Annotated in this window: 19 protein-coding genes; 10 read left to right on the top strand and 9 right to left on the bottom strand. The window is 72.6% G+C overall.

Going from position 1 to position 17,696, the window contains the following annotated elements; all coding sequences use genetic code 11:
* Positions 1–20 precede the first annotated feature (20 nt).
* A complete protein-coding gene (locus tag ACFY5B_RS11840; RefSeq protein WP_389967952.1) occupies positions 21–485 on the top strand; it encodes a hypothetical protein in 465 nt (154 codons plus the stop codon).
* A 48-nt stretch (positions 486–533) separates the two neighbouring features.
* The gene (locus ACFY5B_RS11835) at positions 534–1,316 is read left to right on the top strand and encodes a hypothetical protein (protein WP_389967950.1); all 783 of its coding nucleotides are present in this window, start codon (positions 534–536) and stop codon (positions 1,314–1,316) included.
* A 74-nt stretch (positions 1,317–1,390) separates the two neighbouring features.
* Here ACFY5B_RS11835 and ACFY5B_RS11830 read toward each other — a convergent pair whose 3' ends face one another.
* Complete coding sequence (locus ACFY5B_RS11830; RefSeq protein ID WP_389967948.1) at positions 1,391–1,756, bottom strand: MazG-like family protein; 366 nt, start codon at positions 1,754–1,756, stop codon at positions 1,391–1,393.
* A 56-nt stretch (positions 1,757–1,812) separates the two neighbouring features.
* Positions 1,813–2,370, bottom strand: coding sequence for a DoxX family protein (locus ACFY5B_RS11825; RefSeq protein WP_389967946.1), 558 nt, complete (start codon positions 2,368–2,370; stop codon positions 1,813–1,815).
* A 184-nt stretch (positions 2,371–2,554) separates the two neighbouring features.
* Between ACFY5B_RS11825 and ACFY5B_RS11820 the strand changes: the two genes are divergently transcribed.
* The 3 genes from ACFY5B_RS11820 to ACFY5B_RS11810 all read left to right on the top strand — a co-directional run bounded on the left by ACFY5B_RS11820 (position 2,555) and on the right by ACFY5B_RS11810 (position 5,213).
* Positions 2,555–2,881: a nuclear transport factor 2 family protein gene (locus tag ACFY5B_RS11820; protein ID WP_389967944.1), complete on the top strand. Its 327-nt coding sequence runs from the start codon at positions 2,555–2,557 to the stop codon at positions 2,879–2,881.
* A gap of 96 nt (positions 2,882–2,977) precedes the next feature.
* Positions 2,978–3,964, top strand: coding sequence for an aldo/keto reductase (locus ACFY5B_RS11815; RefSeq protein ID WP_389967942.1), 987 nt, complete (start codon positions 2,978–2,980; stop codon positions 3,962–3,964).
* A gap of 109 nt (positions 3,965–4,073) precedes the next feature.
* Positions 4,074–5,213, top strand: coding sequence for a D-alanyl-D-alanine carboxypeptidase family protein (locus ACFY5B_RS11810; protein ID WP_389967940.1), 1,140 nt, complete (start codon positions 4,074–4,076; stop codon positions 5,211–5,213).
* Positions 5,214–5,499: 286 nt separating this feature from the next.
* Here ACFY5B_RS11810 and ACFY5B_RS11805 read toward each other — a convergent pair whose 3' ends face one another.
* Positions 5,500–6,306 carry an SDR family oxidoreductase gene (locus tag ACFY5B_RS11805; protein WP_389967938.1) on the bottom strand — a complete coding sequence of 269 codons (807 nt, stop codon included), beginning with the start codon at positions 6,304–6,306 and terminating at the stop codon, positions 5,500–5,502.
* A gap of 50 nt (positions 6,307–6,356) precedes the next feature.
* Positions 6,357–7,379, bottom strand: coding sequence for a Gfo/Idh/MocA family protein (locus ACFY5B_RS11800; protein ID WP_389967936.1), 1,023 nt, complete (start codon positions 7,377–7,379; stop codon positions 6,357–6,359).
* 85 nt (positions 7,380–7,464) lie between these two features.
* Between ACFY5B_RS11800 and ACFY5B_RS11795 the strand changes: the two genes are divergently transcribed.
* From ACFY5B_RS11795 to ACFY5B_RS11785, 3 genes are all read left to right on the top strand, one after another.
* Positions 7,465–8,772, top strand: coding sequence for a multidrug effflux MFS transporter (locus ACFY5B_RS11795; RefSeq protein ID WP_389967934.1), 1,308 nt, complete (start codon positions 7,465–7,467; stop codon positions 8,770–8,772).
* Positions 8,773–8,783: 11 nt separating this feature from the next.
* A complete protein-coding gene (locus ACFY5B_RS11790) occupies positions 8,784–9,893 on the top strand; it encodes a serine hydrolase domain-containing protein (protein ID WP_389968489.1) in 1,110 nt (369 codons plus the stop codon).
* Between the two features lie 108 nt (positions 9,894–10,001).
* Positions 10,002–10,985, top strand: coding sequence for a small ribosomal subunit Rsm22 family protein (locus ACFY5B_RS11785; RefSeq protein WP_389967932.1), 984 nt, complete (start codon positions 10,002–10,004; stop codon positions 10,983–10,985).
* Between the two features lie 23 nt (positions 10,986–11,008).
* Here ACFY5B_RS11785 and ACFY5B_RS11780 read toward each other — a convergent pair whose 3' ends face one another.
* The gene (locus ACFY5B_RS11780) at positions 11,009–12,346 is read right to left on the bottom strand and encodes a S28 family serine protease (protein WP_389967930.1); all 1,338 of its coding nucleotides are present in this window, start codon (positions 12,344–12,346) and stop codon (positions 11,009–11,011) included.
* 132 nt (positions 12,347–12,478) lie between these two features.
* Positions 12,479–12,688 (bottom strand): DUF6243 family protein, encoded by a 210-nt coding sequence (locus ACFY5B_RS11775; protein WP_389967928.1) that lies wholly within the window; start codon positions 12,686–12,688, stop codon positions 12,479–12,481.
* A 110-nt stretch (positions 12,689–12,798) separates the two neighbouring features.
* On the opposite strand from ACFY5B_RS11775, the gene ACFY5B_RS11770 reads away from it, so the two are divergent.
* Positions 12,799–13,515 (top strand): TetR/AcrR family transcriptional regulator C-terminal ligand-binding domain-containing protein, encoded by a 717-nt coding sequence (locus tag ACFY5B_RS11770; RefSeq protein ID WP_389967926.1) that lies wholly within the window; start codon positions 12,799–12,801, stop codon positions 13,513–13,515.
* Here the strand turns inward: ACFY5B_RS11770 and ACFY5B_RS11765 are convergent.
* Positions 13,494–14,351: a glycerophosphodiester phosphodiesterase gene (locus ACFY5B_RS11765; RefSeq protein ID WP_389967924.1), complete on the bottom strand. Its 858-nt coding sequence runs from the start codon at positions 14,349–14,351 to the stop codon at positions 13,494–13,496. The two genes, ACFY5B_RS11770 and ACFY5B_RS11765, sit on opposite strands and share 22 nt — an antisense overlap.
* Before the next feature lie 282 nt (positions 14,352–14,633).
* On the opposite strand from ACFY5B_RS11765, the gene ACFY5B_RS11760 reads away from it, so the two are divergent.
* Positions 14,634–15,371 (top strand): bifunctional DNA primase/polymerase, encoded by a 738-nt coding sequence (locus tag ACFY5B_RS11760; protein ID WP_389967923.1) that lies wholly within the window; start codon positions 14,634–14,636, stop codon positions 15,369–15,371.
* Between the two features lie 52 nt (positions 15,372–15,423).
* On the opposite strand, the gene ACFY5B_RS11755 is transcribed toward ACFY5B_RS11760, so the two are convergent.
* Together ACFY5B_RS11755 and efeU are read right to left on the bottom strand one after the other, a co-directional pair.
* Positions 15,424–16,416, bottom strand: a complete 993-nt coding sequence (locus ACFY5B_RS11755) for a hypothetical protein (protein ID WP_389967921.1) — start codon at positions 16,414–16,416, stop codon at positions 15,424–15,426.
* A 443-nt stretch (positions 16,417–16,859) separates the two neighbouring features.
* Entirely contained in the window at positions 16,860–17,693 is an 834-nt protein-coding gene (efeU, locus tag ACFY5B_RS11750) for an iron uptake transporter permease EfeU (RefSeq protein ID WP_389967920.1), read from the bottom strand.
* Between the last annotated feature and the right edge of the window lie 3 nt (positions 17,694–17,696).

The raw sequence follows: 17,696 nt of genomic DNA, 5'->3' as shown, positions 1-17,696 counted from the left end.
GGCAGGTACGACCCCGAGTGATGACGGCGGGACTCGTCGCGGCGACCGTCGTCACCACGGCACTGGCGCTCTGGCTGGCCTTCGGAATCTACGAAACGAACGAGGCGGACCGACGACGCCAGGGCATCCTGGCCGCGGCCCGCCAGTCGGCACTGAACTTCACCTCCCTCGACTACCGGCACTACGACCGCGACAGCGCGAATGTCCTGGCGGGCGCGACGGGCGACTTCAAGAAGCAGTTCACCGCCCAGACGGAGCAGTTGACGAAGCTGGTGGCCCAGAACAAGTCCGTGTCCCAAGGCCAGGTCCTGGAGGCGGGCATCGTCCGCTCCGACGAGAACTCGGCCCGTGTGCTGGTGGTCGCCGACAGCAAGGTGACCAACACCGCCGTGCCCGGGGGAGAGGCGCGCACCTACCGGCTCCAGCTCGACCTCGTACACAAGGACGGCCGCTGGCTGACGTCCGACGTCGAGTTCGTCGGCTGATCCACGGGCCGATTCGCCGACCGACAAGCACCGACGAGGAGTACCACCATGCCGAAGACGACCACCGGCCGCGCCCCCGGTCCCGGCACCCGCCGCACCATGACGGCCGCCGCCCGCGCGGCGGCGAAGCGCGCGGAGCGCGGCCACCGCGAAGGGGGCGCGGTGACGGCCGCCCACGAGGAGTCCCCGCGCCGGGCCGAGCGGCCACTCGCCGGACGCACCGTCCTCATCGAGGCCCCGAAGCACGGCTGGGACGACCCGCCGGAGCCGTCGCCGGAGTCGTTCGGGGAGGAAGGGCCGCAGGAGCGCAGCGAGCCCGGCTCCGGCGGCCGACGGAAGCTGCTCACCTTGCTCCTGGCCGTCCTGCTCGTCGCCGGCCTGGTCGCGCTGGCCGCGCTGGGACGGCAGTACCGCGACGGCCGCCTGACGGAGACCGCCCGGACCGAGGCGCTCACGGCCGCGCGCACAGCGGCACCGATCGTCCTGTCGTACGACTACCGCCACCTGGAGAAGGACTTCTCACGGGCCCGCGCCCACCTGACCGGCGACTTCCGCGACGAGTACGGCAAGACCACGAAGACCGTGGTCGCCCCGACGGCCGAGAAGTACCACGGCGTCGTGAAGGCGAGGGTCGCCGCCCCCGGCTCCGGCGGCGCCCCGGCCGCCTCCGTCGTCTCGGCCTCCCCCGACAAGGTCGTCGTCCTGCTCTTCGTCAACCAGGTCACCGAGAGCACTCAGGTGTCGGGGTCCCGCGTGGACCAGAACCGGGTGCGGATGACGATGGACCGTACGGGTGACGAGTGGAAGGTGAGCGGGGTGGACGCGCTGTGAAGGCAGGACCGGGATCCCGTCGACGGCACCCGGCCGGGCCAGGAAAGGGTGGGCTCTTGCGCGTTGCCCGGTGATCAGAGCGACTGACGAGGAACGTCCGCCTGTGCCGAGTGCGCCGTGGACCGTCGTGTCACCCGCTCCAGGTGCCGTGCCAAGACCTCCCGCGCCTCCGGCGTCAGGGTCCGCAACGCCACGAGCGCCGTGATGACGACATCACACAACTCCGCCTCCACGTCCTCCCAGGTGTGCGTGACCCCCTTGCGCGGGTTCTGCCCCGTCGCCCCGATCACCGCCTGCGAGACCTCGCCGACCTCCTCGGAGAGTTTCAGGATGCGCAGGAGGAGGCCCTCGCGGCCCTCTACCGGGCGGTTGGCGTCGAGCCACTCGTACAAGGCGTCGATGTTGGACCAGAGTTCAGGGGCGGGGGGCTGTTCGTTCATGGGGGCGCAGCCTGCCATGTGGCACTGACAGCGCCGGGTCCCGGCCTCTCCGCCCCCTACTCCATGTACTCCTCCTCGAACAACGCCTCCTGCTCGCCCTCCTTCGCCTTCCGCAGCCGCCTCGTCCTGGCCCCCACCACCACCGCCGTGCCCGCCGCCGTCGCCGCGAAGGCCGCTGGGATCATCCAGCCGCGGTTCACCGCGTGGCCGAAGAGGTGGTCCAGGGAGAAGCGGCCCGGGCCGGTGATGGCCAGGCCCGCTGCCGTGAGGCCGAGCGTCGCCGCGTACTCGTAGCCGCCGCCCTGGTTGAAGAAGCCGTTCGGGGTGTGCACCGCCGCCGCGCCCGCCATCGCGCCGGCCGCCGCCGCCCCCGCGGCCGGGGTCGCCAGGCCCAGGGCCAGCAGCGTGCCGCCGCCCGTCTCCGCGAGGCCCGCCGCCGTCGCGCTCGCCTTGCCGGGGGCGTAACCGACGGACTCCATGAACTGGCCCGTGCCCTCGATGCCGTGGCCGCCGAACCAGCCGAACAGCTTCTGCGTGCCGTGCGCCGCCAGCACACCGCCCGCCCCCAGCCGGAGCAGCAGCAGACCCAGATCACGTCGGTCGTCACGCCTCACGTCGTCTCCCGTGGCAGGTAGCAAGTAGCAGGCAGCAGGCAGCGGCAGCAGGAACAGAGGAACGCCCCTCTTCGCGTTTCCACCGTCGCACCCCTCACGCCCCACGACACCCCGCGGACCCGTCCGGGACGCCGTTCGGGTGGCACCGGTGGCGTGGGACCGTGGCCGGTACGAGGCTGCTCGCATGACGATTCAGACCACGCGTCTCAGCGATCCGGCCGTCCGGGCCTTCGTGACCGCCGTGAACAACCACGACCGCGAGAGCTTCATGGAGCTCCTCGCGCCGGGCGCGACCATGACCGACGACGGTTCCGACCGCGACCTCGACGACTGGGTGGACCGGGAGATCTTCTCCTCCCACGGCCACATGGAGGTCGACAACGAGTCCAACGGCGGCCGCTCCCTCCTCGCCCGCTACAGCAACGACACCTGGGGTGAGATGCGTACCCGGTGGAGTTTCCAGGTGGACGACGACGGCAGGATCACGCGCTTCGAGACCGGGCAGGCCTGAGATTCCGTTTACGGCCTCGGATTCCGTTTGCGGGCTGAGTTCCTTTACCCGCAGGGGCTTGTCCTCGCGTGCGCTCCAACTCCTAGCGTCTCCCGCATGGAGACCACACGGCCGCTGGGGCGCAGCGGCGTCGAGGTGAGCGCACTCGGCTTCGGGTGCTGGGCGATCGGCGGGGAATGGCAAGCCGCGGACGGGCAGCCGCTCGGCTGGGGAAAGGTCGACGACGAGGAGTCGGTGCGGGCGGTGCGGCGCGCCCTCGACCTGGGCGTCACCTTCTTCGACACCGCCGACACCTACGGCGTCGGGCACAGCGAACGCGTGCTGGGGCGAGCCCTCGGCAAGCGCAGGGCCGACGTCGTCGTCGCCACCAAATGGGGCAACGTGTTCGACGAAGAGACCCGTACCCTGACCGGCAGCGACGACTCTCCGGTGTATCAGCGTCGCGCCCTGACCGCCTCTCTGCGCCGGCTCGACACCGACTACGTCGACCTCTACCAGTTCCACCTCTCCGACGCCGATCCCGAACAGGCCGCCCTGCTCCGGGAGGCGTGCGAGGAACTGGTCCGCGAGGGGCTGATACGGGCCTACGCGTGGAGCACCGACGACCCCGCACGCGCCGCCGTGTTCGCCGAGGGGCCGCACTGTGCCGCCGTCCAGCACGCTCTCAACGTCCTGGACGACGCGCCCGCGATGCTCACGCTGTGCGAGGAGACGGGCCTCGCGAGTATCAACCGCAGTCCGCTCGCCATGGGGCTGCTCACCGGGAAGCGCCGGGACCGGCAGCCGTTGGAGGCCGGGGACATCCGCAGCAGGCCCCCGGCCTGGCTGCGCGGGTTCGGTGACGGGTCCGGCGCCGAACCGGAGTGGCTCGCCCGCGTCGACGCCCTCCGGGACGTCCTCACCAGCGAGGGCCGTACGCCCGCCCAGGGCGCCCTGGCGTGGCTGTGGGCGCGCAGCTCGCACACGGTGCCCATCCCCGGCTTCCGGTCGGTCGCCCAGGCGGAGGAGAACGCGGGGGCGCTGGAGAAGGGGGCTCTGACCGACGCACAGCTGGCCGAGGTCGACCGGCTGCTCGGGCGCTGATCACCGTCGCCTCGGTCCTCTCGTGCGGGGGGTGATCATTGACGGACCTTGGGCCAGTCTTTGAACGTTCCGTGCACGCGCGCGGGATTCCGCTTCGTAACGTCGCCGAATGCGTGACTCAGTCCGGCTGTCCCGACGTTCCCTGCTCGCCCTCGCCGCGACCGTCCCGGTCGCCGCCGCACCCGCTTCCGCCGCCCCTTCCGTGCTCGGCGGTGACCGTTTGGGCCGCGACACCGTGCAGGTCGGCAGCACGACCGGGCTGCCCCGGCGGCTCACCGCCCGTTCCTGGCTCGTGGCGGATCAGAACAGCGGTGAGGTGCTGGCCGCCTGCCGTGCGCACCGGCGGCTGCCGCCCGCGTCCACGCTGAAGATGCTGTTCGCCGACACGGTGCTCGACCGGTTCCCGCGCGGCGGCCGGCACACCGTCACCGCCGCCGATCTGGCCGGCATCCCGGCGGGCTCCAGCCTCGTCGGTATCCGGGCCGGGACCACGTACACCGTCGACCAGCTCTGGCAGGGCGTCTTCCTGCGTTCGGGGAACGACGCCGTGCACGTGCTCGCCCACTTGAACGGCGGTGTGGCGAAGACCGTCGCCGACATGCGGGCCAAGGCGCGGGAACTGCGGGCCTTGGACACGCACGTGGTCAGCCCGGACGGCTTCGACCACCCCGGGCAGCTGTCCTCGGCGTACGACCTGACGCTGTTCGCGCGGCAGGGGCTGCGCGACCCCGGCTTCCGCGCTTATTGCCGGACGCGGACGGCGGACTTCCCGGCCGGGGGCGGGAAGACGTTCCAGATCCAGAACACCGACCGGCTGCTGAGCGGAACGTGGGGCCTGCGGGCGTACCCGGCGCTGATCGGCGTCAAGAACGGCTACACCAGCGACGCCGGCAACACCTTCACCGGTGCGGCCACGCGGGCCGGGCGCACCCTGCTCGTCACCGTGATGCACCCCGCCGACCGTGCCGACGCCGTCTACGAGGAGGCCGCCGCACTGCTCGACTGGGGCTTCTCGCACGGTGCTTCGGCACGGCCGGTGGGTGTGCTGGTCGAGCCGGTGAGCGCGGGGCAGGGGGCGGAGACCTCACCGAGGAGCGGTCCCGCCGCCACTGCCGGGGTCGCGGACGGGCCCTCGACGGGGCGGCTCGTGGAAGGCGCCGGGACGGCGGTGGCGCTGCTGGCGGGCGGCGCCTGGGCACTGCGCCGGCGCATGGCGCCCGGGCGGGCGAGGGGACGGCATCGGGAGTGACGGTCACCGGCAGGACGGCGCCGGGTCCCGGAACTGAGCGGCAGTCGTTCCACGCGCACCGGTGCGTACTCCGCGGTCCCTCGCGGAGTCCACCCCCACCCGGTGCCGTGGAACGACTGCCGCCTCCCCCCTGGAATTGGCCAACGGAAGCGTTCCACTCCAACTGTGAAGCTTTCGTGTAGGAGAGTTGAGCATATGCTCCCTACCGGCCGCAATGGGGCGGAGGTTCCTATTCCGTTTGTGCAGGTTGACGAGTTGACGACTTCTGCCGGGCTTCGTCGCGCGCTCAGCCGCGGCCTACGTACGGCATCGCCGTCGCCAGCACCGTCGCGAACTGCACGTTCGCCTCCAGCGGCAGTTCGGCCATGTGCCGCACCGTGCGGGCCACGTCCGCGACGTCCATGACCGGTTCCGGGGCCACTTCGCCGTTCGCCTGCAGCGCTCCCGTCCGCATACGGGACGTCATGTCGGTGGCCGCGTTGCCGATGTCGATCTGCCCCACCGCGATCCCGTACGGCCGTCCGTCCAGGGAGAGGGACTTCGTCAGGCCGGTCAGCGCGTGCTTCGTCGCCGTGTAGGCCACCGACATCGGGCGGGGTGTGTGCGCGGAGATCGAGCCGTTGTTGATGATCCGGCCGCCCTGCGGGGCCTGCTGCTTCATCTGCCGGTACGCCGCCTGCGCGCACAGGAACGCCCCGTTGAGGTTGGTGTCCACCACGTGCCGCCAGGCCTCGTAGGGCAGTTCCTCGACCGGCACGCCACCGGGACCGAAGGTGCCCGCGTTGTTGAACAGCAGGTCGACCCGGCCGAAGCGCTCCACCGTGGCGGCGAACAGGGCGCTCACGTCCTCGGGGCGTGAGACGTCCGTCCGCACAGTGAGAGACGCGCCCGCGGCCGAGCCCGAGGCGTCGCCCTCTGCCGTGCCCGCTGTCGCCCTCCCGAGCGCCAGCGCCGCCGTCTCCTCCAGCGTCTGCTCGCGTCGGCCCGCCAGCGCCACCGACCAGCCCGTGCGCAGCAGTTCCACGGCGACCGCCCGGCCGATACCGGAACCCGCCCCGGTCACCACCGCGATCGCATTGTCCTTGGCATTCATGGGCCCGCAGCGTACGGGAGCACGCCCGTGGCTCCAGCGGGACGAGGGGGTCAGGCGAGCGTGAGTTCCGGCTCGCCCGTCTCGTCGGGGTAGCGGACGCCGACGCGCTCCCGGATCGCGTCCAGCGTGCGCATCACGGCGAGCGTGCCGTCGAGCGGGACCAGCGGGGACTCGGTCTCACCCGCGCGCACGGCCCGCATCACCTCCAGCGCCTCGTGGCGCATGCTGTTGCGGGGCCCGTCCGCCGGGTCGGCCGTGAACTCCTCGGCATCGCGGCCGTCCCGGTGCAGGACGAACCGGTCCGGGAAGAAGAAGCCGTGCGGGATGTCGATCCGGCCCCTGGAACCGGTGACCGAGGCCGAGGTCGCCGTACCGCCCACGATGGAGCAGTGCACCGAACCGAGGGCGCCGCTGTCGAAGGAGAGCACCGCCGCCGTCTGGAGGTCGACACCCTCCTGCGAGAGCACGGCCCGCGCCACGACGTCCGACGGCTCCCCGAGCAGCAGCTGCGCGAACGACACCGGGTACACGCCGAGATCGAGCAGCGCGCCGCCGCCCAGCTCCGGGTTGCGCAGCCGGTGCGAGGGCGGGAAGGGCCCGGCCAGCCCGAAGTCCGCCTGAACGCTGCGCACCTCGCCGATCGCCCCGTCGTCGACCAGTGCCTTCAGCCGCCGTACCAGCGGGTTGCAGTACATCCACATCGCCTCCATCAGGAAGCGCCCGTGCTCCCGCGCCAGCGCGACGAGTTCCCCGGCCTCGCGCACGTTCAGCGTGAAGGGCTTCTCGCACAGGACGTTCCGCCCGGCCGCGAGACACATGCCGGCGGCGGTCCGGTGGGCGGTGTGCGGTGTGGCGACGTAGACGACATCGATGTCCTCGTCCTGGGCGAGCGCGTTCCAGTCGCCGTAGGCCCGGGGTATTCCGAACCGCTCCGCGAACGCCTTCGCCGACTCCTCGGACCGGGACGCGACCGCCGCGACCTCAGCGTCCGGCAGGTCGATCAGGTCCGCGGTGAACGCGCCCGCGATACCCCCGGTCGCCAGGATTCCCCACCGCACCGTGTCCGCCGTCATTCCGCCCCGCCTTCACCTTGTGACCCCGAGCAGTCCGTACGAGCTGAGAGCATAGGTGGCGATCGACTCGGAGAGGGAGGGACTCATGCCCGAGGGTGGGGCGTCCATATCGAACACCGCGCAGGAGGCCGCAGCCGGGACGGAGCGGCCCGACCGCACACCGCACCGCCGCACCGGGCTCCTGGTCACCTTCCTCCTGGGAAGCCTGACCGCCGTGCCCCCACTGGCGATGGACATGTACCTCCCGTCCCTGCCGGAGGTCACCCGTTCCCTGCACGCGCCCGCCGCGACCGTCCAGCTCACGCTCACCGCCTGCCTGGCGGGCATGGCGCTCGGGCAGCTGGTGGTCGGGCCGATGAGCGACCGCTGGGGCCGCCGCCGCCCGCTGCTCGCGGGGCTCGCCGTCTTCGTCGTCGCCACCGTCCTGTGCGCGCTCGCGCCCACCGTGGAAACGCTGGTGGCCTTCCGGCTGGCCCAGGGTCTCGCGGGCGCCGCCGCCATCGTCATCGCCCGGGCCGTCGTCCGTGACCTCTACGACGGCATGGCCATGGCCCGCTTCTTCTCCACCCTCATGCTGATCTCGGGCGTCGCCCCGATCGTGGCGCCGCTCATCGGCGGGCAGGTCCTGCGCGTGACGGACTGGCGGGGCGTGTTCGTCGTCCTCACCGTCATCGGCGTCCTGATCGGCATCCTGGTCTGGACGAGGCTGCCCGAGACGCTGGAGCCCGCCGAGCGGCACGGCGGCGGCGTCGGCGAGGCCCTGCGCGCGATGCGCGGCCTGCTCGCCGACCGCGCCTTCGCCGGCTACATGCTCACCGGCGGCTTCGCCTTCGCCGCCCTCTTCGCCTACATCTCGGCGTCCCCGTTCGTCATCCAGGAGATCTACGGCGCCTCCCCGCAGACGTTCAGCCTGCTGTTCGGCGTCAACTCGGTCGGACTGGTCGTCGTCGGCCAGATCAACGGCAAGATCCTGGTCGGCCGGGTCAGCCTCGACCGGGTGCTGGGCATCGGCCTCACGATCGTCATCGGCGCCGCGACCGCGCTGCTGCTGATGTCCCTCGGCGTCTTCGGCGAGGTCGGCCTGGTGCCCGTCGCCGCCGCACTGTTCGTGCTGATGTCCGCGATGGGCATCACCCTGCCCAACACCCAGGCCCTCGCCCTGATGCGGACCAAGCACGCGGCGGGCTCCGCGTCGGCCCTGCTCGGCACGTCCTCCTTCCTCATCGGCGCGGTCGCCTCCCCGCTCGTCGGCGTCGCCGGGGAGGACACCGCCCTCCCGATGGCCGTCGTCCAACTGGCCGCCGCACTGGTGGCACTGGCCTGCTTCATGGGAATGTGCCGACCCTGGAAGCAGGAGAGCAGCCGCGCGAACGTTGAGGGGGCAGTCAGCTGAGCGCACCCAGACTGCGGAGCGGCACGCCGGAGCGGGCCGGACTCGATCCGGGGGAACTGCGTCACCTCGTCCGGGAGGTCCACGTCCTCACCACCGGGCAGCGCCCCTGGGCACCGGGCGCGGTCCTCGTCGTCGGACGCGGCCCGGTGATCGCGGTCGAGGAGGCGGCGGGCTGGGCTGTGCGCTACGCGGCCTACGATCCCGACACCGACGCCGGAGTGGAGCTGCCCCCGGAGCAGCGGGTCACGATGACCGTCGGCACGCCCTTCGACCTGGCGTCCCTCACCAAACTGTTCACGTCCGTGGCCGCCGTGCAGCAGATCGAGCGGGGCACGCTCGGCATCGACGCGAGGGTCGGGGCGTATCTGCCCGACTTCACGGCCGCCGCCCGGCACGGCATCACCGTACGGCAGCTGCTCACGCACACCTCCGGGCTGCGGCCCGAACTCCCGCTGTACGACTGTGCCGACGACGCGCAGCGGCTGGCCGCGCTCCGGGCGGAGCCGCCGGTCGGAGTGCCCGGCACGTACTGCTACTCCGACCTGAACACGCTGCTCCTGCAGTACGTCCTGGAGCGCATCACCGGCCGCACGCTCGACGTCCTCGTCCGCGACGGCATCACCCGGCCCCTGGGCATGACGGCGACGGACTTCGGGCCGTGCCCGGGGGCCGCGGCGACGGAGGACCAGCGGCGGCCCTGGGCCAAGGCGGACCGGGGCATGCTGCGGGGCGAGGTCCACGACGAGAACGCGTGGGCGCTCGGGGGCGTGGCCGGCCACGCGGGCCTGTTCTCCACCGGCCGGGACCTCGCGGTGTTCTGCCGCGCCCTCCTCGCCGGCGGCTCGTACGGCCCGGCCCGCATCCTCGGCCCCGACTTCGTCGAGCTCCTCTTCACCCCGCCGGGCCTGGGCTTCTCCCTCGACCAGCCGTGGTTCATGGGTGACCTGGCGGGCCGCGGCGCGGCGGGCCACACCGGCTTCACGGGCACGTCCCTCGTCCTGGACCCGGCCACGGACACGTTCCTCATCCTGCTCACCAACGCGGTCCACCCGCGCCGCCGCCGCCCGGACAACGCCCCGCGAGCGGCAGCGGCGTCACGGGTGGCGCGGGCGGTGCGGTGATCTTTGCGCCGGGGGAGGGGCGCCGGCCGGGCGCGTGAGCAGCGTCCCCGGTGAGTGACGGGAACGCGCGCCACCCGGCACCCCTCGCCCGCCTCGTAGAATCGCCGGGTGAACGTCCCCGCACCCCCGGCCGAGAACCTCCGTGCCGCCCTTGCCGGTCTGCTCGACGGGCTGCCGCCCCGGCAGGCCTCGCAGGCGGTCGAGCGGCTGATCGCCAGCTACCGGGGGGCCACCCCGACCGACGCCCCCATCCTCCGGGACCGGGCCGATGTCGCCGCCTACGCCGCCTACCGGATGCCCGCGACCTTCGAGGCCGTGCGCTCCGCGCTGGAGGCGTTCGCCGAGGCCGCGCCCGAGTGGGTGCCCGGCGGGCACACCGACCTCGGCGGCGGCACCGGTGCCGCCGCCTGGGCCGTGAGCGCGGTCTGGGGCGGGCAGCGGCCCGTCACCGTGCTCGACTGGGCGGAACCCGCGCTCGCCCTGGGACGCGAGATCGCCGCGGCCAACCCGGAGCTGCGGGACGTCCGCTGGCAGCGCTCCCGGATCGGGGCGGCGCTGACCCTGGAGAGCACGGACCTCGTCACCGTCTCCTACGTCCTGAACGAGCTGACCGCCGCGGACCGCACCGCCCTCGTCGACGCCGCCGCGGCCGCCGCCCGGGCCGTCGTGATCGTCGAACCCGGCACCCCCGACGGCTACGCCCGCCTCATCGAGGCCCGGGACCGGCTGATCACCGCCGGTTTCCGGATCGCCGCCCCGTGCCCGCACAGCGCCGCCTGCCCCATCGCCCCCGGCACGGACTGGTGCCACTTCTCCGCCCGGGTCAGCCGCTCCTCCCTGCACCGCCAGGTCAAGGGCGGCTCCCTCGCCTACGAGGACGAGAAGTTCGCGTACGTAGCCGCCGCCCGCTTCCCCGTCGACCCTGCTCCCTCCCGGGTCGTCCGCCGCCCCCAGATCCGCAAGGGCCAGGTCCTCCTCGACCTGTGTGAGAGCGAACCGTCCCTCCGTCGCGCCACCGTCACCAAACGCCACGGCGACCTGTACAAGGCCGCCCGGGACGCCGACTGGGGAGACGCCTGGCCGCCCTCCTGAGCTTCTGTCGGGTACGCCCGCGCTCAACTCGCCCAGCGGGCCAGCATGTCCTCCGCCGACGCCCGGTCGGCGGGGGACAGGTCCGCGAGGTCGGCGCCGTGATTGCCGCCCGGCACCCACAGCAGCCGTGAGTCCGGCCCCCCGGGATGGAAGTGCTCGGCGACCGCGGGGTCCTGGGTGCCGTTGACGAACAGCAGCCGGCTGCCGCGCCGCCGGACCCAGCGGTCGATGTCGGGCATGGCGGCCCGGTCGAAGTCCAGGGGGACGTCCCGGGGGACGAAACTGCGCGGCTCGGCGGCGCCCGGATGGCGGAGCAGGTCGGAGAGGTGGGCGGTGGGGAGGCTGCCGTACCCCAGCTGAGTGCCGATCTGGTACCAGTACGGGATGTAGTTCCGGGCCGTCGTGTCCGCGTACAGAGCGAGGCCCGTCGTGTCGTCCAGCCAGGTGTACAGCTCGTCGGCCGTCGCCCCGGGGCCGGGAATCGCGGCGATGTCGGCCGGTGTGCCGCGCTGCCAGAACATGAACGGCACGCGCAGGACGGCGATCTCGAGTGCCTTGTCGGCGCTGCCGACGAGCCGGAAGGTGTCGCCGGTGGCGGCCGCCCAGGCCTCGTAGCGGGCGACCAGCTCGGTCCGGCGCAGCAGGATGGCCCGCTGGGCCGCCTTGAGGGCCTCCCGGGCGGCGGGGGTGCCGACCGTCTCCAGGAAGCGGAGGTACGCGGAGTCGTCGTGGTCGTCGACGTTGTTGGGGGCCGAGTAGACCAGCGTGCCGTTCACGTCGTAGGGGTGGAAGCGGCGGTGGTAGACGCTCGTCATGCCGCCCTTGCTGCCGCCCGTGGAGATCCACGCGCCGGGGTAGAGGCGGCGGAAGAGCCGGACGACGCGGTGGTGGTCGTCGGCGGCCTGCCGGACGGTGAGGTGGGTGTAGCCGGGGTCCGCCGGGCGTGAGGTGCCGAAGTAGCGGTGCTCGACCTGGAGCTGGTTGGCGTCGAGCAGGACCGCCGGTTCGGTCCGGCGTGGGGTGAGGACCGCGTGGTAGCCCGTGCTGAACAGCACGGTGGGGCGGTCGGCGGCGGTGTGCAGCAGGGTGAGGCGCTGCTCGAAGGTGCCGGCGGCCGGGTTCGTGTGGTCGACCGGCTGGCGCAGACCCAGGACGAAGTGCCGGTATCCCGGTTCGGCGTCGTGCCGCTCCTCGACCAGGCGCAGTCCGGGCAGTGCCCGTAAGGCGTCGGTGATGTCGACGTCTCCGGGGCGGGTCGTGGCCGCCGCCCGCGCGAGGGGGGCCGCCGTGGTGGCGAGGCCCGCCGCCGGGAGGGCCGTGGCCGCCGTGGTGAGCAGCCGTCGTCTGGTCCATGCGGTCATGAGCCGAGTCCTCCCGGGTGTCCATGGGGCGGGTGTCCGCCGGTCGCGGGCCGCGACCGCCTCAGTACATCCGCCGGACCACCCGGGAGGATCCCGCGCGCGGGGGTCCGCTCTCCCCCGCGCGGGGGAGGCTCATGACGCCGTGCCCGCCGTGCCCCCCTCCTGCGTGTCCTGCTGCTGCCGTTTCTCCTGGAGCTTGCGCAGCAACTCGCGCTTCTGGGCCTGCGGGTCGAGACCGCCGCCGATCCGGCCGCCCCGGCCACCGCCGCGCAGCTCCCTGCGGCCGAGGTTCCTGCGCGATCCGCCGACGCCCAGCATGTTTCCGGCTCCGCCTCGGGTCATCTCGGGTTCCTTCCGTGGTCATCGCCTTCAGGTGACGAGACGGTTCGTCTCGTACATGCGCTTCACTGTCCGCGAGACGGTCCGTCTTGTCAACCTGATAAATTCGGCGCATGGCCGTCCAGAAGTCCACCCAGCCCACTCCCGGCAAGCCCGCTCCCGGCAAGCCCGCTCCCGGCACGCCCGCCCCCTCCGCCCCCGCTCCTTCCAGGCCCGCCCCCTCCAGGCCCGCCCCCGACTCCACCCGGCGCAGCGAGAAGTCCCGCCGGGCCATCTACGACGCCGCTCTCGCGCTCGTCGTCGAGGTCGGCTATCCGAAGACCACCATCGAGGGCATCGCCGCCCGCGCCGGTGTCGGCAAGCAGACGATCTACCGCTGGTGGTCCTCCAAGGCGGACGTCCTGATGGAGGCGTTCCTCGACCTGGCCGAGCGGTCCCTGGACGAGGCCGGGCCGGCGCCGTACACCTTCCCGGACACCGGCGACCTCGCCGCCGACGTCAAGGGCGTGCTGCGCGCCACCGTCGACCAGATGAACGACCCCAGGTTCGACGTGCCGTCCCGCGCGCTGGCCGCCGAGGGCGTCGTCAACGAGCAACTTGGGCGCGAGCTCGTGGCCAAGCTGATGCAGCCCTCACTCGACCTCTACATCAACCGGCTGCGCGCCGCCCAGGAAGCCGGCCAGGTGCGGCCGGAGATCGACCCGCGCATCGCCCTGGAGTTCTTCATCTCGCCGCTCGCCCAGCGCTGGCTCCAGCGCACCGGCCCGATCTCCCACGAGTACACCGACACCCTCGTCGACTACGCCCTTCACGGCCTGGCCCCGCGCTGAGCGGTCCGGGCGAGGCGCCCCGGCGCGTCCGTGATCACACCGTCGCAGCCCAGCGCCAGCACCCGGTCCCGCTGCGCATCCGTCACCACGGTGTGCGCCCACACCCGCGCGATCCCCGAGTTCACCGCCCGCGCCAGATCCGCGTCGCGCGCCCGGTGATCCACGTCCAGCAGGTCCACGAACGACCGCCAGCGCTCCGGGCGGTCCGTGCGCAACTGCTGCGCCGAGCGCCACAACTGCGAGAGCAGGCCGAGGCGATGGACGCGCCGGGCCACCTCGGGGTCGTTGGAGTTCACGAACACCGAGCGGGTCAGGCCGCGGGCCCGGATCAGCTCGGCCAGCCGGTCGAGGCTGCGCGGGTCCTTCGCCTCCAGCATCAGCACGATCCGCCCGCCGAAACGATCCAGCACCTCGGCGACCGTCGGCGGCCGCTCCGACCGCCAGCTCCCCGGAAGCCTGTCCTTCGGGCGCAGCCGTACGCCCTGCCACTCCCGGGAGTCCAGGCCGCGCACCGCGCCGCCCAGGTAGGTGGTGCGGTTCAGCGTCTCGTCGTGGAACACCACCGGCGTGCCGTCGCGCAGGAGTCGCGTGTCGAAGTCCAGCACCTGCGCCGTCCCGCGCTCGTAAGCGGTCGCCAGCCCCGCCATGCTGTTCTCGGGAACCTCACGGGCGCCGCCGCGGTGCGCGACGTACGTGATCCGGGGGAGGGCCGCCACGGTCAGCGGGCCCGCGCCCCACTCCAGCGGGGCCGGGGCACGGACGCCGGGCCCCGACGGGAACAGCGAGACCACGGACGCCACGGAGGCCAGACCCGACAACGCGATCCTTGTGACCATGACGACCACGGTAGGGCGCCATGTCATGGCAAAGCAGACAATGACACCCGATCGCGGTGGAGAGCGGGGCTCGTTCGTTCCCCTCCCCTCCGACGCCCAGGGCGCGATGCGTCCCGTCTGTCCCCTCCGGCGCCCGGTATGCGATGCGTCCCGTCTGTCCCGTCCGACGCCCGGTGCGCGGTGCGTCCCACCTGTCCTGGATGTGGGCACTGGCCCCCCGGTGAGCGGGAAGATGGGACGATGAGGCATGCTGTTCGGCACGACGGCGAGGCGAGGGGATAGATGAGCGCGGAGTTCGGCGGCCGGACCGGCCTGCAGGGCAAACTCACCCAGTGGCTGCGCGCCGGGCGCCGGCCGAAGGAGACCGCCGGGGACGGCGGCCGTGAGGCCCTGCTGCTCGCCGCCGCCGGCGCGGGACTGCCTCTCGCGCCCGCCGCCCACCCGGCCGGCTACCGCTGCTCCTGCGACCGGGTCGGCTGTCCCACCCCCGCCCGGCACCCGGTGTCCTTCGCCTGGCAGACGCAGTCGACCACCGACCGCGCCCAGATCGAGCGCTGGGCCCGCCATCAGCCGCAGGCCAACTTCATCACCGCGACCGGCATGGTGCACGACGTCCTCGACGTGCCCCTCGATGCCGGTCGCGACGCGTTGGAGCGGCTGCTCGCCGCCGGTGTCGAGGTCGGGCCGGTCGCCGAGAGCGACGACGGCCGCCTCCTCTTCTTCACGCTCACCCGCGGTACGCCCGAGGACGAGGACGAGTGGTGGCCGTGCGAACTGGACTGCCACCCCGAGACGATGGACGAGCACCCCGGGCTGCGCTGGCACTGCCGGGGCTCCTACGTCCTCGTACCGCCGGCGCGGCTGCCCGGTGAGGAGCAGGCGGTGCGGTGGGTGCGCGGGCCCGAGCACGAGCTGCCGGACCCACTGAGCCTGCTGGAGGTGCTCACGGAGGTCTGTGGGCGCTATGTGGATGAGGACACCGGCCGGGCCGGCGAGGCGGCCTGGCCCTTGCGGCACTGAAGCCCGCCGGCGGCCGGGCCGGGCTCACGAGGCCGGGCTCGCGACGCGTGGCTTACGAGCCCTCCGCCGAGGTCAGTCCCTGGATCCTGCCCAGAATCGTGATCTTGCCCGGGCCCTTGGGGTCCAGTGCCACCTCGTTGGAGACGAACTCCATCGTGAGGGACTGCTTGATCTCGCCCTTCGTCAGGGCCAGGACGTCCTTGTTGGGGGCGGGGACGGACGTGCCCGCGTACGCGGTCTGCTTCTCGTAGTGGCGGGTGGTGAAGAACACCAGCGCCCCGCCGTCCGTCGTGCGCAGCGCCAGCGGTGCGTAGTCGCCGTTCGTCAGCGGCTCGTCGATGTACTGGGTGACCATGCCGGGCTTCTTGCCGTTCTTCTCGCGCAGGGCACGCCACTGGCTGGTGTGGGCGCCGTCCGCGAAGGTCTCTCCGCCGCTCTTCAGGTACGTCGCGTACGTCCGGCTCAGGTCGCCGGGGGCGGTGGCCAGGTCGGTGGAGTTCACGGGGACGGACTCGGCCCAGCCGTCGGCGTCCTTCTCGAACTGCGGGACCTTGTCCGGGGCGACGAGTGTCAGGTACGCCACCTGGAAGGGGTCGTCCAGGCTGCTGCGGGTGAAGACCAGGAGCCAGCGGGCGGTGCCGCCCTTGTTGCCGGCCGCGTCGGCGACGAACCAGCGGGGCCAGCCGGCCTTCTTCGGGATCGTGAACTTCGCGTCCGTCAGTTCCAGCGGGGTGTGGCGCGGGTTGCCGCCCGGGTTGTTCGCCTTCCCGGCCTTGAGGCGGGCCGAGTCGATGTCGGCGAGGGCGCCCGTGGTGTGGTCGGCGTCCAGGGTGCCGTCGTAGGCCTTGTCGGCCTCGTTGTACGCGGTCGTGAACTCCTGGAGGGCCTGGGCGGCTTCGGCGCGGGTCGTGGACGGGAGGATCTCCCGTTCGCCGTGCACGACGACGCATCCACTGGCCGTCAGCGACAAAGCGGTCGCCGAGGTTGCTATGAGGGCGCTCCGGGCGGGCCTGCGGAGCGTTCGAGGGTCGCGATCCCTGCTCATCGGGTACCTTCACCTTCCCCTTTCCGGAGGCGAACCCTACCGGGTGCCTCCGGCGGTCGGGCCGGGGGTGGGGTGGGCGTCTGCCTCGTCCGACGCCGGGTGGGGGTATACGCCTTCGTCCGTCGCCGGGTGGGGGTATACGCCTTCGTCCGTCGCCGGGTGGGGCGCGCGTCTTCGCGTGACGGCGGGTGTGGGTCGGGGCCGCGCCGGGGGGTGTCCGTCCTCGGAACGGCGCGATCGACTTGCCTACCGACTGACTGGCGTTGACGCGCCAACCGCTGCGGGCGGACACCCCCCGACACGGCCCCTTGCGTCGTCCGGCGGGTGCGGGAGCGTCGTGCCTCGCCCCAGCCGCGGGCATCCGTGCCGCTCGCCCCGGCTGCGGGCATGCGTGCCGCTGGGTTGCGGGCCTACCTGGCCTTGGCGGTAGGGGCGGTGGGTTGTCACGCCCCGTCGCGTACCGGAGTTTTCGCGGTGGTGCGGGTCGGTGCCAGGAAGAGGGCCAGGGTCGGGATCAAGTACAGGAGCCAGACCGTGACTTGGAGTGTGGTGGGGTCGGGCTGGAAGTTGAGGACGCCCTTGAGGAGCGTGCCGTACCAGCTGTCCGGGGGGATCGTGCCGGAGATGTCGAAGGCCTTGTCGGTGAGGCCGGGCAGGAAGTCGGCCTCCTGGAGGTCGTGGAAGCCGTAGGCGAGGACGCCGGCCGCGACGACCACCAGCATGCCGCCGGTCCACGTGAAGAACTTCGCCAGGTTGATGCGCAGCGCGCCGCGGTAGAACAGCCAGCCCAGGGCGATCGCCGTGAGGAGGCCCAGGGCGACGCCCAGCAGGGGACGCGGTGTGCCGTCGCTCGCCGCGTGGACCGACGCCCAGACGAACAGGGCCGTTTCCAGGCCCTCCCGGCCCACCGCGAGGAACGCGGTCGCGACCAGCGCGCCCGTGCCCATCGCGAGCGCCGCGTCCAGCCTGCCGTGCAGCTCGGACTTGAGGTGGCGGGCCGTGCGGCGCATCCAGAACACCATCCACGTCACCAGGCCGACCGCGAGGATCGACAGGGAGCCGCCGAGCGCCTCCTGGGCCTGGAACGTCAGTTCCTGGGAGCCGAATTCAAGGGCGCAGCCGAAGCCGAACGCGAGGGCGATCGCGACGGCTATACCGGCCCAGATCGGCTTCAGGGCGTCCCTGCGGTCCGTCTTGACGAGGTAGGCGATGAGGATGCAGACGACGAGGCTCGCCTCCAGGCCCTCGCGCAGACCGATCAGGTAGTTGGAGAACACCGG

The organism is Streptomyces sp. NPDC013187 (genome assembly GCF_042899705.1).
Lineage (GTDB): Bacteria > Actinomycetota > Actinomycetes > Streptomycetales > Streptomycetaceae > Streptomyces > Streptomyces hawaiiensis_A.
This window is presented reverse-complemented; position numbering and strand designations above follow the sequence as displayed.